This is a genomic window from Dietzia kunjamensis (assembly GCF_045689975.1).
Lineage (GTDB): Bacteria > Actinomycetota > Actinomycetes > Mycobacteriales > Mycobacteriaceae > Dietzia > Dietzia kunjamensis.
In genome coordinates, this window is sequence record NZ_CP143297.1 from 1460712 (window position 1) to 1476071 (window position 15360).

14 protein-coding genes and 1 riboswitch are annotated in these 15360 nt (G+C 70.0%); of the genes, 12 read left to right on the plus strand and 2 right to left on the minus strand.

The annotated features are described in order from the left end of the window. The first annotated feature begins 1 nt into the window (after position 1). The 11 genes from VZF99_RS06805 to VZF99_RS06855 all read left to right on the plus strand — a co-directional run bounded on the left by VZF99_RS06805 (position 2) and on the right by VZF99_RS06855 (position 12426). Positions 2 to 1141, plus strand: coding sequence for a hypothetical protein (locus VZF99_RS06805; RefSeq protein WP_407335954.1), 1140 nt, complete (start codon positions 2 to 4; stop codon positions 1139 to 1141). An 87-nt stretch (positions 1142 to 1228) separates the two neighbouring features. After that, a complete protein-coding gene (gene secA2 / locus VZF99_RS06810) occupies positions 1229 to 3526 on the plus strand; it encodes an accessory Sec system translocase SecA2 (RefSeq protein ID WP_407335955.1) in 2298 nt (765 codons plus the stop codon). Further along, positions 3523 to 4287, plus strand: coding sequence for a CDP-alcohol phosphatidyltransferase family protein (locus VZF99_RS06815; protein ID WP_185950565.1), 765 nt, complete (start codon positions 3523 to 3525; stop codon positions 4285 to 4287). Before secA2 ends, VZF99_RS06815 begins: the two co-directional genes overlap by 4 nt. A gap of 47 nt (positions 4288 to 4334) precedes the next feature. Then, positions 4335 to 4739, plus strand: coding sequence for a glycine cleavage system protein GcvH (gcvH, locus tag VZF99_RS06820; RefSeq protein WP_067715784.1), 405 nt, complete (start codon positions 4335 to 4337; stop codon positions 4737 to 4739). Positions 4740 to 4860: 121 nt separating this feature from the next. Beyond that, positions 4861 to 5280 (plus strand): FHA domain-containing protein, encoded by a 420-nt coding sequence (locus VZF99_RS06825; RefSeq protein ID WP_182645982.1) that lies wholly within the window; start codon positions 4861 to 4863, stop codon positions 5278 to 5280. Continuing rightward, positions 5277 to 6011, plus strand: coding sequence for a MerR family transcriptional regulator (locus tag VZF99_RS06830; protein WP_096905539.1), 735 nt, complete (start codon positions 5277 to 5279; stop codon positions 6009 to 6011). The genes VZF99_RS06825 and VZF99_RS06830 overlap by 4 nt, the downstream gene beginning before the upstream one ends. Before the next feature lie 80 nt (positions 6012 to 6091). Next, on the plus strand, positions 6092 to 6592 hold the full coding sequence (locus VZF99_RS06835; RefSeq protein WP_096907250.1) for a bifunctional nuclease family protein: 501 nt from the start codon (positions 6092 to 6094) through the stop codon (positions 6590 to 6592). A 248-nt stretch (positions 6593 to 6840) separates the two neighbouring features. Next, positions 6841 to 7482: a MerR family transcriptional regulator gene (locus VZF99_RS06840; RefSeq protein ID WP_069390214.1), complete on the plus strand. Its 642-nt coding sequence runs from the start codon at positions 6841 to 6843 to the stop codon at positions 7480 to 7482. 34 nt (positions 7483 to 7516) lie between these two features. Further along, positions 7517 to 7616, plus strand: a riboswitch (glycine riboswitch). 177 nt (positions 7617 to 7793) lie between these two features. Further along, positions 7794 to 10673, plus strand: coding sequence for an aminomethyl-transferring glycine dehydrogenase (gcvP, locus tag VZF99_RS06845; RefSeq protein WP_407335956.1), 2880 nt, complete (start codon positions 7794 to 7796; stop codon positions 10671 to 10673). Positions 10674 to 10723: 50 nt separating this feature from the next. Next, entirely contained in the window at positions 10724 to 11551 is an 828-nt protein-coding gene (locus VZF99_RS06850) for a hypothetical protein (protein WP_120283099.1), read from the plus strand. Between the two features lie 26 nt (positions 11552 to 11577). Next, positions 11578 to 12426 (plus strand): alpha/beta fold hydrolase, encoded by an 849-nt coding sequence (locus tag VZF99_RS06855; protein ID WP_167457801.1) that lies wholly within the window; start codon positions 11578 to 11580, stop codon positions 12424 to 12426. A gap of 15 nt (positions 12427 to 12441) precedes the next feature. Here VZF99_RS06855 and VZF99_RS06860 read toward each other — a convergent pair whose 3' ends face one another. Further along, positions 12442 to 13998 carry a fatty acyl-CoA synthetase gene (locus VZF99_RS06860; RefSeq protein ID WP_120283103.1) on the minus strand — a complete coding sequence of 519 codons (1557 nt, stop codon included), beginning with the start codon at positions 13996 to 13998 and terminating at the stop codon, positions 12442 to 12444. Between the two features lie 431 nt (positions 13999 to 14429). Between VZF99_RS06860 and VZF99_RS06865 the strand changes: the two genes are divergently transcribed. Further along, positions 14430 to 14813: a YchJ family protein gene (locus VZF99_RS06865; protein ID WP_120283107.1), complete on the plus strand. Its 384-nt coding sequence runs from the start codon at positions 14430 to 14432 to the stop codon at positions 14811 to 14813. On the opposite strand, the gene VZF99_RS06870 is transcribed toward VZF99_RS06865, so the two are convergent. Then, a complete protein-coding gene (locus VZF99_RS06870; protein WP_067715809.1) occupies positions 14810 to 15349 on the minus strand; it encodes a hypothetical protein in 540 nt (179 codons plus the stop codon). The genes VZF99_RS06865 and VZF99_RS06870 overlap by 4 nt on opposite strands. Positions 15350 to 15360 lie beyond the last annotated feature (11 nt).

Here is a 15360-nt window from a genome sequence, read left to right on the forward strand (position 1 = left end):
CATGGCCGACGAGCGCACGCCACAGACGGCACGGGACCGGATCGTGTCCGACGTCGACCGGATGTGCCGGGGGGAGGGGCAGGCCCCGGTGGCGGAATTGTCCGACAGGGCCGCGTTGCTCGTGGCCTGCGGGCTGGTCGAGCCCCGCATCGGCGACGTCGTCCTGGCCCGGTTGCACCGTAATCTCCCGTTCCCGACGGTCAACGGGTTCCACCAGGTCCGGATTATCGAGGAACAACGCCACGACCTCCGGCGGATCCTCGGCACCCCGGTGCCGTCCATGTTGCGGATGGCGTTGCGTACCCGGTTGGCGGATCTCGACCGGAGGTATCTCGTCCTGCGGACCGGGTTCACACGGGGTACCGGCGTCTGGGCGTTCCGGGTGAAGGACATCCGCGCCGACCGTCGACGCGGTGTGCACCTGGACACCGATGACCGCGGCCGGTTGTTCGACGCACTGGCGTCGACGCCGACGATGGCCGCCGTTCCGCTCGTGCCCCGGACCCTCGCAGAACTCGGGACCGTCGCCGCGGCCAGGGGTCAGCGTGAGATGGGCAGGGTGGTGCTGCCACAGCGGGTGCAGTCGGTTGTCCAGTCGCTGCCCTCGCTCCCGCACATCCGGGCGGACCGGCGCCGGATCCCGGAGATGTACACGGCCACGCTCATGGAGGTCGGTGGTCTGTACGACCGGTTGTATCGCGCCTACGCGCGGGGCGGACGGTCGGTCGAGGAGATCCGGCTACAGTTCGACGCCGAATCCGAGGTGGTCGGCCTCGCCGGGGATCTGTGCCGACTGCGCGAGGCCGCGGCCACGGCCGGGGTACCGCCTGCGAGCGACGGATTCACCACCCTGACCGGCATGGGCACGTCGATCGACGGGGTGTGGGTAGAGGTTGTCGACCGGGCGGTCGCGTTCCGTGAGCTCGTCGAGTCGGTGGAGTCACGGGCGGATGCCGCGGTGGCGGAGGCGGAACGCCTCGCCGGGATCGCGCGCGACAACGGTGTGGCATCGCCCGCGACGCCCTACCGCCCCTCACCGGCGGACGTGGTGGCGGAGAATCTCGCGGCCCGGGCGGGGGATCGCATGCTCTCGACGGAGGCCATGCGGCGGTTGCGGGGCCAGATCGACCCGGAGCGCTAGACGCCGTGACCGGCGGGGCACGTCCCCGCCCGCGTCCCGCCTGCGTACGGTGGACGCATCTGTTCGTGACCGGGAAGGACTCCACGCGTGGGATTGGCCAACCGCTTCTGGAAGCTCATGGGCTCCACCCAGGGACGCGACACCTCGCGCGCGCAGAGCGCGGTCGAGGCCTCGCACGAGTACGACGGGTGGGCGGCGGGACTGGACGACGGCGAGTTCGCGGACACGGCGCACGACCTGCAGCTCTTCGGGGATCCTCCCGAGGACCTCGCCCGCTTCCTCGCACTGGCCAGGGAGGCCGCCGACCGGACGGTGGGGCTGAGGCCGTTCGACGTCCAACTCCAGGGCGCGTTGCGCATGTTCTCCGGCGATGTCGTGGAGATGGCGACGGGCGAAGGCAAGACCCTCTCCGGGGCGGTGGCGGCGGCGGGGTACGCCCTCCAGGGACACACCGTCCACGTCGTCTCCGTCAACGACTACCTCGCCGCCCGGGACGCCCGCTGGATGGGCCCGATGTTCGAGCTGCTGGGACTGTCGGTCGGCCACGTCACCGAATCCTCGACACGCGATGAACGGCGTGACGCCTACGGCTGCGATGTCACCTACGGCTCGGTCTCGGAGATCGGTTTCGACGTCCTCCGCGAGCAATTGGTGACCAACCCGTCGGACCTCATCTCCCCGACGACGGACGTGGCCCTCGTGGACGAGGCCGACTCGGTGTTGGTGGACGAGGCTCTCGTGCCGTTGGTGCTGGCGGGGTCCACGTCCGGGGAGGCGCCGACAGGGGAGGTCCTGGCCGCGGTGCGCAAGCTGCGCCCGGGGCGGCACTACGAGACCGATTCCGAGCGGCGCAACATCTTCCTCACCGAGGACGGTGCCGAGGCCATCGAGACCGAACTCGGCATCGCCGACCTGTACGACGCCGACCACGTCGGTACCACCCTCGTGCAGGTCAACGTGGCCCTCCACGCGTGCTTCCTCCTGCGCAGGGACGTGGACTACATCGTCCGCGACGGACGGGTGCAACTGGTCAACGCCTCGCGCGGGCGCGTGGCCGAGCTCCAGCGGTGGCCGGACGGACTCCAGGCCGCCGTGGAGGCCAAGGAGGGCGTCCCGGTGTCCGAAGCGGGCCAGATCCTGGACAGTCTCACGGTCCAGGCCTTCATCGGGCGGTACGACAAGGTGTGCGGCATGACCGGTACCGCGCTCGCCGCCGGTGCCCAGCTGCGCGAGTTCTACTCCCTGGGCGTGTCCCAGATTGACTCCAATGCGCCGAATATCCGTTTCGACGAAGCCGATCGGACCTACATCGACACCGACAGCAAGACTCGCGCCGTGGTCGAGCACATCGTGAGCGTCCACGCCACCGGCCAGCCGGTCCTGGTGGGCACACACGACGTGGCCGAGTCCGAGGAACTGGCCGCGCGGCTCGCCGAGAAGGGTGTCGACTGCGCGGTCCTCAACGCCAAGAACGACGAGGAGGAGGCGGCGATCATCGCCGAGGCGGGCGACGTGGGGAACGTCACCGTCTCCACCCAGATGGCCGGCCGCGGGACGGACATCCGGCTCGGTGGTTCCGACGAATCGCGGCGCGACGAGGTCGTGGAGCTCGGCGGACTGCACGTGGTGGGTACCGGTCGACACCGGACGGAGCGACTCGACAACCAGCTCAGAGGACGGGCGGGGCGTCAGGGCGACCCGGGTAGCTCGGTGTTCTTCGCGTCCATGGACGACCCCGTGGTGACCTCGGCGCTCGAACCCGAGAAGATCCCGACCGCCCACGACCGGATCACCGGGTTGCTCAAGGGCAATCGCGGTCGTGACGCCGTCGATCACGCGCAGCGGGTGACCGAGGGACAGATGCTGGAGATCCACGCCAACACCTGGCGCTACAGTCGTCTCCTCGCCGAGCAGCGCGACATCCTCGCCGAGCGACGTGCCGCGCTGCTCCGCACGGACAAGGCGTTCGAGGAACTCACGGCACATGATCCCGAACGGAGTGCCCGACTGGTGGAGGCGCACGGCCGCGACGCCGTGGTGCAGGGATGCCGCGAGATCATGCTGTGGCATCTCGACCGTGGTTGGGCGCGACATCTCGAGACGATGAACGACGTCCGCGAATCGATCCACCTCCGCGCGCTGGGACGCGAGAACCCCCTCGACGAGTTCCACCGGATCGCGATCGACCACTTCCGCGATCTCGCCTCCGACGCGGTCCGCAAGTCCGAGGCCACGTTCGCCGAGATCGGGTTCACCGCCTCCGGGGTGGACCTCGAGGCCAATTCCATGGCACGGCCCACCTCGACCTGGACCTACATGGTCCACGACAACCCGATGGCGGCCGGCGGGAACGTCTTCTCCGGGATGATGTCGACGTTCCGATGAGCGCGGCGCGTGACGGTCGACGGGAGACCGACCTACGGGAATGGCGGACCGGCGAGGGCAAGGTCCTCGGGGCCAGGATCCCCCCGCCGCGGGACGGCCACCTGTCCGCGGCGGTCCCGCCCGGCCTGGGGCCCGATACGCCCGCGAGGGTTCCGGAGGTCAGCGACCGGTTCTGGACGTTGCCCAACGCGGTCTCCCTGGGGCGCATCGCCCTGATCCCGGTCCTCGTGCTGAGCATCCTGGCGTGGGATGACCCACCCCTGGCGTTGTGGCTCCTCGGGGTGCTGGTGGTGTCGGATTGGCTCGACGGCAAGATCGCCCGCCTGTGGAACATGCGCTCCACCTGGGGCGAGCGTCTGGACCCGATCGCCGACAGGATCCTCGTCGCCGCCGTCCCCGTCTCCTTCGCCGTGGCGGGATACATCCCGGTGTGGATCGTGGTGGTGCTGATCGCGCGTGATCTCCTACTGACGGCCACGCTCCCGGTCTATCGCCGGCGCGGGCTGGACCCCGAGGTCACCTATCTGGGCAAGGCGGCGACCTTCGCCCTGTTCTGGTCGCTCCCACTGCTGCTGACCGGCCACGCCGGAGTACCGGGAGGCCAGGCCTTCGAACTCGTGGGGGAGGCGTGCCTGTACTGGGGTGTCGGCCTGTACGCCTGGAGTGGGGGCATCTACGTCTGGCAGGCGTCGAGGATCGCGCGGGCGGTTCGCCCGCGCGGGGTCCGATCGGCTGATGTGGGGGCGCCCGACGGTGTGTAATGTCGCCAGATGGAATTCGAAGTGAGCCACTCGAGAAGGGCGCGTCAGTGAGCGATCAGAACATCCCCGACCAGCTCCGGTACACCGATGAGCACGAGTGGGTGGAGCGGGTGTCGGACACCCGCGTGCGCATCGGAATCACCGAGTACGCGCAGTCCAAGTTGGGCGACATCGTGTTCGTCCAACTCCCGGACGTCGGTGGGGAGACCGAGTCGGGTGAGCCCTTCGGTGAGGTCGAGTCGCCGAAGAGCGTGTCCGACCTCTACGCGCCACTGAGCGGCAAGGTCGTCGAGGTCAACACCGCCCTCGAGACGTCTCCCGAACTGGTCAACTCGGATCCGTACGGTGAGGGGTGGATCGTCGTCCTCGAGATCGCCGATGTGGACGACCTGGAGTCCCAGCTCGAGCAGACCCTTGATTCGGACGGGTACGCCAAGATCACCGAGGGCTGAGCGGGTAGTCGCCGCCCCCGGGCCCCGCGACCGGGGACTCCGACATAGAATCAACAGCACCGCACGGTGAGCCCCCGCTGGGCTCGGACGAGGAGATACGAACGTGACCGAGAACAAGAACATGCCCGAGGCGACCGCCGAGACCACCTCGGTGTTCCGTGCCGAGCTCCTCACCGAATCCGACCAGCAGGCGGCCCAGTCCGACTCCGCCGTCACCGGTGTCGAGGGGCTCCCCGAGGGGCAGGCGCTGCTCGTGGTCAAGCGTGGCCCCAACGCGGGGTCGAGGTTCCTGCTCGACCAGGCCACCACGTCCGCGGGACGGCACCCGGACAGCGACATCTTCCTCGACGACGTGACGGTGAGCCGGCGGCACGCCGAGTTCCGGAGCGAGAGCGAGACCTTCACCGTCGTCGACGTGGGGTCGCTGAACGGTACCTACGTCAATCGTGAGCCCGTGGACTCGGCGTCGCTGTCGAACGGCGACGAGGTCCAGATCGGCAAGTTCCGTCTCGTCTTCCTGACGGGTACGCCCGGGCAGTGACCGCCGCCGGGCAGGGCGCCCCGAGGGAGGAGTACCTCTCCATCGGGGGCGTCATCGCACTTCTGAGTCCGGAGTTCCCGGACCTGACGGTGTCGAAGGTCCGGTTCCTCGAGAACGAGGGGCTGGTCACCCCTGAACGCACCGCGAGCGGGTACCGGCGCTTCAGCGTCGAGGACCGCGAGCGGCTGCGGTACGTCCTGACCGCCCAGCGCGATCGGTATCTGCCCCTCAAGGTGATCCGGCAGGAGCTCGACGCGCTGGACGCCGGCATCGCCGACGGGTCGACCACCGCGCTGCGGCCGCGGCCCGGCGAGGACGGCGTCCCCGGGTCGACCCCGGACGACTTCCGAAGCGACACCCTGAAGAGGCTCACCCGCGAGAACGTGGTCGAGCAGTCCGGGGTGGACGCCGCTCTGGTCGACGCGCTGATCGACGCGGGCCTGATCGCCGCGGGCCCCGGCGGGTTCTTCGACCCGGAGGCGGTGCTCGTGGCGCGGACCGCGCACGACCTGGCCGCGCACGGGGTGGATGTGCGTCACCTCAGGGGGTTCCGCACGGCGGCGGATCGGCAGACCGGGTTGATTACCCAGATCGCCGGCCCGGTGGCTCGCCAGGGCGATGCCGATGCCCGTGACCGGGCCGCGGAGTTGGCGCGGGAGATCGCGGCACTGTCGGTGTCGCTCCATTCGACCCTGGTGACCGTCGCCGTGAGGCACGCCCTCGAGTCCTGACGGGAACAGCGCGCGCTCGCGGTGAACCGGATCGGGGCTACGCTTGAGACGTGGGAGAGGCGGAGAACATGGGAAAGAACATGCGCGAGGTCGACATCGTCGGCGTCCGTTTCGAGGAGCCGGAGTACGCACCCGTACTGATCCTGCACGAGAAGGACGGTGGCCGGTACGTACCGATCTGGATCGGGGCGGCCGAAGCCGCGGCGATCAGCCTCCAACAGCAGGGGGTGCGGCCGAGCAGGCCGCTGACCCACGACCTCGTGGCCGCGCTACTGGACACCTTCTCGCATCCGCTGGAGCAGGTGGAGATCATCGGAGTGTCCGAGGGGACGTTCTTCGCGGAGTTGGTCTTCGGCGACACGAGGGTGTCCGCGCGCCCGTCCGACGCGGTGGCGGTCGCACTGCGGACCTCCTCGCCGGTACTCGTGAGCCGGGAGGTGCTCGACGAGGTGGGGATCTCCCTCGTGGAGCAGGGCGAGGAAGAGGTCGAAGCCTTCCGGGAGTTCCTCGATCAGGTGAACCCTGACGATTTTCTCGGCGGACCGGAGGCGCCCAGAGAACCGGGCGGGTCATCGTCCTGACGCCTGCGACCTGCGAGTTTGGCATTCACAGTGGCCACACCGATACCAGTTCGCAGGTCAGGACAGACTCTAAACTTCAACTTGAGGTTGAGGTTTACCGCGTGTCCTATTGATCAGGGCCCCCGACGGGCATAGCGTTGCCCTCAGTGAACTACAACGATGGTGTTCACGCGTCCAGGATCCGGGCCTCGTCGCCCGGTACCGTGTCGTCACGATCGTGGCGACACCCGCAGCTTGAGGGAGCAATCGTGGCCGACCACACCCGGGTCTCGGAGCCGTCCGTCGCCGATACGAACACGGAGAGTCTCTTCGGGGACCGAGGAGAGGGCACCCAGGCTTCCTTCGACGAGGTGCAGCCCGGGTTGTTCCCCGATGACGGGATCCCGGACGGCACGAGCGGGTACCGGGTCCCGATCGCATGCCAGATCGCCGGGATCACCTACCGGCAGCTCGATTACTGGGCACGCACCGACCTCGTGGTGCCGTCGATCCGCAATGCGGCCGGCTCGGGTAGCCAGCGCCTGTACTCGTTCAAGGACATCCTCGTCCTGAAGATCGTCAAGCAGCTGCTCGACACCGGTATCTCGCTCCAGAACATCCGGAAGGCCGTGGATCAGATCCGGTCACGGGGCGTGGAGGACCTGGCTACCATCACCCTGTTCTCGGATGGCCGCACCGTGTTCGAGTGCACCTCCAAGGAGGAGGTGTTCGACCTGCTCCAGGGCGGGCAGGGCGTGTTCGGCATCGGTATCGGGGGCGCGATGCGTGAACTCGCAGGGTCGATCGCCGAGTTCCCCGCGGAGACGGTCTCCGAGGACGACATCCTCGCACCGGTGGAGGACGAGCTGGCGGCCCGTCGGCGCGCTCGCGCCTCACGCCGCACGGGCTGATCGGCGCCGGTGGTCTAGACTCGGCCATGCGTTCACGCGACTCACGGGAGAGCTCCGCGGCCTTGTCGGTCGCGGGCGCCGAAGGAGCAACTCCTCTCCGAGAATCTCTCAGGCACCCGGACCGTGTAGTCGCCTAACGCCTCTGGAGAGCGGTGGAACAGACCACCCGCCCACGGGGAAAGCCGGGGCCGCACACGCGGCCCGGTGAATCTCTCAGGCGCCGGCACCCGTCCGGCAGGGGACAGAGCGGAGAGGGTAGCACCGGCCCGCAGGCCGCCTGTCCGGGCGGCCCCGCCACCTGAGGAGCACCTGTGACGACGACCCCTGACACCGCCCGGACCGGAGGCGAGTTCGTCGCCCGCCATCTGGGTCCCGACGCCCACGGCCTGGAACGCATCCTCGACACCATCGGCGTGGGTTCGCTGGATGAACTCGCCGAGCGGGCCGTGCCCTCGGTCATCCTCGACGAGGTGGGACCGGACGGGCGCGCGGAGGGGATCGACGCCCTACCGGAGCCGCTGTCGGAAGCGGACACCCTCGCGGCGCTGCGCGAACTCGCCAACCGCAACACCGTCGCCGTGTCGATGATCGGACAGGGCTACTACGACACGCTCACTCCGCCGGTACTGATCCGGAACATCATCGAGAGCCCGGCGTGGTACACGGGCTACACCCCCTACCAGCCGGAGATCAGCCAGGGCCGTCTCGAGGCGCTCCTGAACTTCCAGACGATGGTCTCCGACCTGACCGGCATGGACATGGCAGGCGCCTCCATGCTGGACGAGGGCACGGCCGCGGCCGAGGCCATGACGATGCTGCGACGGGCCAACCGCTCCTCCAAGAGCCCCCGCTTCGCCGTCGACACCGACATCTTCCCCCAGACCGCGGCGATCCTCGCCACCCGCGCGGAGCCCCTGGGCATCGAACTCGTCACGGCGAACCTGGTGGACGACGGCCTGCCCGAGGGCGAGTTCTTCGGGGCGCTCGTGCAGACCCCCGGCGCGTCCGGTCGTGTTGCCGACGTGTCCCGGCTCATCGAGCAGTGCCACGAACGGGGCGCCATGGTCGCCGCGGGTGTCGACCTGCTGGCGGCGACGGTCCTGACCCCCGCGGGAGAGAAGGGCGCGGACGCGTGCTTCGGCACCACCCAGCGCTTCGGGGTCCCGATGGGCTTCGGCGGGCCGCACGCCGGTTTCCTCGCGTGCCGCAGCGCGCACGCCCGCAACCTGCCGGGTCGACTGGTCGGGGTGTCGACGGACGCCGACGGACAGGTCGCGTACCGGCTCGCCCTCCAGACCCGTGAGCAGCACATCCGCCGCGAGAAGGCGACATCCAACATCTGCACCGCCCAGGTCCTCCTGGCGGTCCTGGCCGCGATGTACGCGTCCTATCACGGCGCCGACGGTCTCTCGGCGATCGCCCGCCGGGTGCACGCCCACGCCGACGCTCTCGCCCGGGGGCTGCGCTCGGCCGGGGTCGAAGTGGTCCACGACGAGTTCTTCGACACGGTCCTGACCCGTGTACCGGGACGCGCTGATGAGGTACTGGCCGCCGCCGCCGCGCGCGGGGTGAACGTGTGGAAGGTCGACGACGACTCCGTGTCGATCGCGTGTGACGAGGCCACCACCGCCGAGCACGTCGGGATCGTGCTCGAGGCATTCGGCGCAGGTGCCGTCGGGGCCGTCGAGATCCCGGTGGATCCGGGACACGGGGATCGCACGAGCGAGTTCCTCCAGCACGAGGCGTTCGTGCGGTACCGCACCGAGACCGCGATGCTGAGGTACCTGCGGGCGCTCTCGGACAAGGACATGGCGCTGGACCGGACCATGATTCCGCTGGGCTCGTGCACGATGAAGCTCAACGCCACCACCGAGATGGAGCCCATCACGTGGCCGGAGTTCAACCGACTCCACCCGTTCGCCCCGGCGGACCAGAGCGCCGGACTCCGCGAACTCGTCGCGGATGTCGAGCAGTGGCTCGTCGACATCACCGGGTACGCGGCGGTCAGTCTGCAGCCCAATGCCGGTAGCCAGGGCGAATATGCCGGACTCCTCGCGATCCGCGGTTATCACCGATCGCGCGGGGAGGAGGACCGGACGGTCTGCCTCATCCCGTCGTCCGCCCACGGCACCAATGCCGCCTCCGCGGTCATGGCCGGAATGAAGGTCGTCGTGGTGGCGTGCCGTGAGAACGGCGATGTCGACGTCGACGACCTGCGCGCGAAGGTGGACAAGTACGGCGCCGAACTGTCGGCGATCATGATCACCTACCCGTCCACACACGGCGTCTACGAGCACGACATCGAGGAGATCTGCGCGATCGTCCACGATGCCGGGGGTCAGGTCTACATCGACGGGGCCAACCTCAACGCGCTGGTCGGGGTCGCACGTCCGGGCCGGTTCGGGGGCGACGTGAGCCACCTCAACCTGCACAAGACCTTCTGTATCCCCCACGGTGGCGGTGGGCCGGGTGTCGGCCCCGTCGCGGTGGCCGAGCACCTGCGCGATTTCCTGCCCGGGCATCCCCACGAGGACGGCCTGGGCGCGGGTGGCGTGGTCTCCTCGGCCGCGTTCGGCTCCGCGTCGATCCTGCCCATCACGTGGGCGTATGTGCGGATGATGGGGGCCGACGGACTGCGCCGGGCCACGCTCACCGCCATCGCCAGCGCGAACTATCTGGCCCGGCGTATCGGGGAGCACTTCCCGGTGCTGTACTCCGGTGACGGCGGGTGGGTCGCCCACGAGTGCATCCTCGACCTGCGTCCGCTCATCGACTCGGTCGGCATCTCGATCGACGACGTCGCGAAGCGTCTCGCCGACTACGGCTTCCACGCGCCCACCATGAGCTTCCCGGTGCCCAACACGCTCATGGTCGAGCCGACCGAGAGCGAGGACCTGTCCGAACTGGACGCGTTCTGTGATGCGATGGCGGCGATACGCGCCGAGATCGACCGGGTCTCCGACGGCGAGTGGACGGTGGACGACAACCCGCTGCGGGGCGCGCCCCACACGGCCCAGAGCGTGTCCGCCGACGAGTGGACGCACGCCTACCCGCGCAGCGTCGCGGGGTACCCCCTGGGGTCGACCTGGCGCCCGAAGGTGTGGCCGGCCGTCCGCCGGATCGACGGGGCCTACGGCGACCGCAACCTGGTCTGCTCGTGCCCGCCGTTGGACGCGTTCGCACAGGACTGAACCGGCGCCGGGGTCCGGTGTTGTCGTACCCGCATGACACGGTACGGGGCATGACGACGACCGGGCCCCACCCGATCCCCGCACTCCCCGCGGCCTGCCGCGAGTGGTGCCGCGCGCAGCCTCCCGCGCTGCTGGTCGCCGACGAGTACGTCGGGATCGATCTGGACCTGTGGAACCTGCGCCTCGCAGAGAAGGGCGTCGACCTCCGCCTGGTCGCCGGTGGCCTCGACGGCGGGCGGGTCGAGTCCGGGTCCGGGTACCTCCGCAGGAGCGACCTGTGGGCGGCGGGTCGGCGCGCCCGGGGCAGTCTCGAGGAATCCGTGGTGGCGCTCTACATGTGCGCCGCCTGGCTGTCCGGCCACCCGTCGCGATCGGGGGTGCGGCGCGGGCTGCCGGACTTCCGGGTGGCCGAGCGGGACCGGCACGGTCGGGTATCGGTCTCCTCCCACGGATACCCACTCGTGCTGCACGAGGTGGTGGACTGGCTCGACGCGCCGGTTGAGGCGATGAACCTCCTGCGGCACGGAGCTCCCGCCGGCAGAGCGGGGCGCGGCGTTCCCGACCTGGGGTATCCCCTGGCATCGCTGTACCTGTCGTCGTTGGGCATGGCCTGGTCGGCGCCGCATATCGTGCCGGTCGATCCGGCGGGGATCGGCACCCTGATCCACGCCGGCTGGACCGAGATCGACTCGGCCTCCCGGCTGACCCCGCGGCGCTACCAGCGTTACCTGGACGTGGTCGCCGCGTGGGCTCGCGAGGCGGCCGTCGACCCGCTGGTGATCGAGATGTGGCTCGTCCGGGAGTGGCACGACCGGCGGGCGCCGGCCGACTGCTCGGGCGCGTCCGACCGGACGCATCGGGAAACCCGCCCGCGCTGACCCGGTGGCGCGCTAGGGTCCGCTCCATGGAACCTCGGAGAACGACCGTGGACGTCCCGGCAGGCACCCTCGACGTCCTGGTGTGGGAGCCGGACGGCCACGCGGCCGACACTGCACCGGTGCGGACGGTGTTGGCCCTGCACGGCTTCCCCGAGTCGGCGTGGGAATGGGAACGCGTCGCCGCGGACCTGGTGACTCAGGGTGTCCGGGTGGTGGCCCCCATGCAGCGTGGATACTCGCCCGGAGCGCGTCCGCACGATGTGGCGGACTATGCCATCGAGCACCTGTCGGCTGACGCCCTCGCCGTGGCGGACGGTCTGGGGCTCGAGCGTGTCCACGTGGTCGGTCATGACTGGGGGGCGTCCGTGGCATGGTGGCTGGCCGCCCACCACGCCGATCGGGTCGCGAGTCTCACGGCCATCTCGATCCCGCATCTCGCGGCGTTCTCCGATGCGATCAGGGCGGATCCCGATCAACAGGCCCGGTCGGCGTACTTCGGATTGTTCCGACAGGAGGGCAAGGCCGAGGACGTGCTCCTCGAGGGGGATGCTCACCGATTGCGTGCCATGTTCGGCGGGCAGGTACCGCCGGATCTGGTGGACAGGCATCTCGAGGTGCTCGGGGAGCGCTCGGCCCTGACCGCGGCCCTGCACTGGTACCGCGCGATGCGGAGGTACGACCTCCCCGACGTCACCGTCCCCACCACCTTCCTGTGGGGCGGGCAGGATCCCGCGGTCGCGCGCAGCGGGGCCGACGCGACGGCGGAGCGGGTGACGGCCGAGTACCGTTTCGTCCCGCTCGATGACCTCGGTCACTGGATACCGGAACAGGCCCCCGCGTTGGTGGCACGCGAGGTCCTGGCCCGGATCGCCTGACCGCCCCGAGGCGTGTCAGTCCTGCCGCAACTCCCGCTTGAGGAGCTTTCCGGACTGGTTGCGGGGCAGTTCATCGACGAACACCACCCGCTTGGGCACTTTGAACGGGGCGAGGTGCTCGCGCGTGCTCGCGACGATCTCGTCCTCCGTGGCGTGAACTCCGTCCTTGAGGACGACGACCGCGGTCACCGCCTCGATCCACTTGGGATCCGGGGTGCCGATCACGGCGACCTCGGCGACCCGCTCGTCCCGGTACACGGCGTCCTCCACCTCGCGGGAGGCCACCAGGACACCGCCGGTGTTGATGACGTCCTTGATCCGGTCGACCACCTCGACGAACCCCTCCGGGTCACGCACCACGAGGTCCCCGGAGTGGAACCACCCGTCGCGGAACGCCTCCTGCGTGGCCTCGGGCTTGTTCCAGTACCCCTGGCACAGTTGCGGGGAGCGGTAGACGATCTCACCCTGCTCGCCGGCCGCGACCTCCGCGCCGCTCTCGTCGACGACGCGCGCCTCGACGAAGAAGACGGGACGGCCGGCACTGGCCGGGCGTGCATCGTGCTCCTCGGGACGCAGGACGCACGCCAGCGGCCCGATCTCGGACTGCCCGAAGCAGTTGTAGAAACCGAGCTCGGGGTACTTGTCGCGCAGGCGCTGCAGCACGGTGACCGGCATGATCGACGCGCCGTACTGGGCCTTGCGCAGGCTCGACAGGTCACGCGTGTCGAGGTCGGGGTGGGAGGCCAGCGGAACCCAGACCGTCGGTGCGAGGAACAGCGACCCGATCCCGTCCTCCTCGACGCGCCGGAGGATCTCCGGGATGTCGGGCGCGGCCATCAGGTGCACCGTCGCCCCCAGCGAGAGGTAGGGCATCGCGAACACGTGCATGGCCGCGGAGTGGTACAGCGGCATCGTCACCAGTGGTGCGTCATCCGCTGCGAGGTCGAGGGAGAGGATGCAGCTGACGTACTCGTGTGCCAGTGCCGCGTGCGTCATCATCGCGCCCTTGGGCCGCGAGGTGGTGCCCGAGGTGTACAGGAGCTGCGCGAGGTCGCTCCCGGATGCGGGGGAGTCGACGGGCCGGGCCTCGCCCCGATCCACTGCCGCGCCCAGCAGCGTGCCGTCGGCGGGGTCCCCGGCGGCGGGTTGCAGCGCGAGCGTCTGCAGCGACGGCAGGGTCTGGACGACGGTCTCGAGGGTCGGCGCCTGTGCGGGGTCGACCAGCACGAGTGAGGCGCCGGAATCCGTCAGGAGGTACTCGAGCTCTCCGCCCGTCAGGGCGTAGTTCACCGGGACGTGGGTGTACCCCGCCCGTGAGGTCGCGAGAAAGCCGATGAGGTAGGCGTCCGAGTTGACCCCGTAGGCGGCGATCCGCGCACCGTCGTCGAGCCCCCGAGCGGCGAGCAGGGAGGCGACCCGGTCGACGGCGGTGTCGAGTTCGGCGTAGGTCCAGCGACGGTCGGCGAAGGTCAGGGCGACCCGGTCGGGGAACCGGCGGGCGGACCGTCGCAGGATCGCGTCGACGGTCCCGGCGCCGGCGGACGAGAGGGGGGACAGAGGGGTCGTGGTCATGGTCCGACTCTATAGCGGACGGTGACGTCGTACCCCGGGTGGTCAGTCGCCGGACCGGAGGAGGTCCAGGACGGCCCGGGGGATCTCCCCGGTGGCCTCGCGCGGGGTCCACGGTTCACTCGGGACCCACTGGGATCCGCATCCGCGGCACGCGAACAGCGGCTCTCCCCGACGTTCGACCGGGGTCTCGTTCCAATTGCACAGGTCGCGGCAGGAGCGTACGCGAAGGGGTGCGAGGTCGGGGTCCGGGCGGCGTCGCGTGAGCGAGCGGAGGGAAGCGAAACCAGTCATGTCACCAGCGAGGATAGACCGCCGGGAAGGCCGGGGGTAGGCGGGCGGCGTCCGGTGGCGGGGCTGGGCGGGTCGGTGGCCGCCCGGTGCGGCGGCGGTAGCCTGAGGGGATCGGATCGCAGGGGGAACGGAGTGGACCGATGAGCGCATGCCCGTGTGGCAGTGGGGACGGGTTCGGGACGTGCTGCGGTCCGATCGTCGAGGACGGACTACCCGCGCGCACGGCCGAGCGGCTGATGCGGTCGCGGTACACGGCGTTCGTGCTGGGGCACACGGACCATCTCTGGCGCACGTGGCATCCCCGGACCAGGCCGCCGACGGTCGAGGCATCCGACGTGGAGTGGACCGGGCTCACCGTCGTGGAGGTGGTCGCCGGAGATGAGGGCGACGACGACGGGGTGGTCGAGTTCGAAGCGCTGTACACCGGCCCGGAGGGCCCGACCGTGATGCGGGAACGGTCGCTGTTCGAGCGCAGGGGCGGGCGCTGGACGTACCTGACGGGGTCGGATCCCGCGGGCGACTAGGACCGGGCGGGGTCGTCCGGCTGGCGGGTCACGATGAACGAACCGATCGTGCCGGGGGTGGTCACATCGATCCGGCCGATCCTGACACCGCGGGGCACCGTCCAGGCCACCATTCCCCGGATCTCCTCGCCGGGGGTGGCCAGGACCGAGGGGACCAGCGGGTCGTCGACGATTCCCGCGGGGTTCTGGATCCGCTCGAAGGGTCGTCCCGAGGGGTCGAAGGCGGAGAAGTCGGCCGGACCCAGCTCGGGCTGCCCGGACGACTGCACGGCACGGACATCCACCACCAGCACGGCGTCCGAGTACGCGGAGGACGGCTCGATCCGCAGGTTCGACACGGTGACGGTGGCGTCCCACAGATCGCCCGAGACGGGGAACGGGCGGTCGAACTGCTGGGATGAGGGCAGCGGGCCGCTGGGCTCGGCGGTGGGGACGGGCACGGCGCGTTCGTCGTCGTCGCCGAGGAGCGACGGAGAGCAGGCACTGGTCAACACGGTCGCCGCCGTGACCACGGCGGCGAGGGCGGCGCGACGCATAGGGGCGCTCC

Bases quoted from the DNA above. Each gene is read 5' to 3' on its own strand.
- VZF99_RS06805 (WP_407335954.1), top strand. From the start codon at position 2: ATGGCCGACGAGCGCACGCCACAGACGGCACGGGACCGGATCGTGTCC.
- VZF99_RS06815 (WP_185950565.1), top strand. From the start codon at position 3,523: ATGAGCGCGGCGCGTGACGGTCGACGGGAGACCGACCTACGGGAATGG.
- VZF99_RS06825 (WP_182645982.1), top strand. From the start codon at position 4,861: ATGCCCGAGGCGACCGCCGAGACCACCTCGGTGTTCCGTGCCGAGCTC.
- VZF99_RS06835 (WP_096907250.1), top strand. From the start codon at position 6,092: ATGCGCGAGGTCGACATCGTCGGCGTCCGTTTCGAGGAGCCGGAGTAC.
- VZF99_RS06850 (WP_120283099.1), top strand. From the start codon at position 10,724: ATGACGACGACCGGGCCCCACCCGATCCCCGCACTCCCCGCGGCCTGC.
- VZF99_RS06855 (WP_167457801.1), top strand. From the start codon at position 11,578: ATGGAACCTCGGAGAACGACCGTGGACGTCCCGGCAGGCACCCTCGAC.
- VZF99_RS06860 (WP_120283103.1), bottom strand. From the start codon at position 13,998: ATGACCACGACCCCTCTGTCCCCCCTCTCGTCCGCCGGCGCCGGGACC.
- VZF99_RS06865 (WP_120283107.1), top strand. From the start codon at position 14,430: ATGAGCGCATGCCCGTGTGGCAGTGGGGACGGGTTCGGGACGTGCTGC.
- VZF99_RS06870 (WP_067715809.1), bottom strand. From the start codon at position 15,349: ATGCGTCGCGCCGCCCTCGCCGCCGTGGTCACGGCGGCGACCGTGTTG.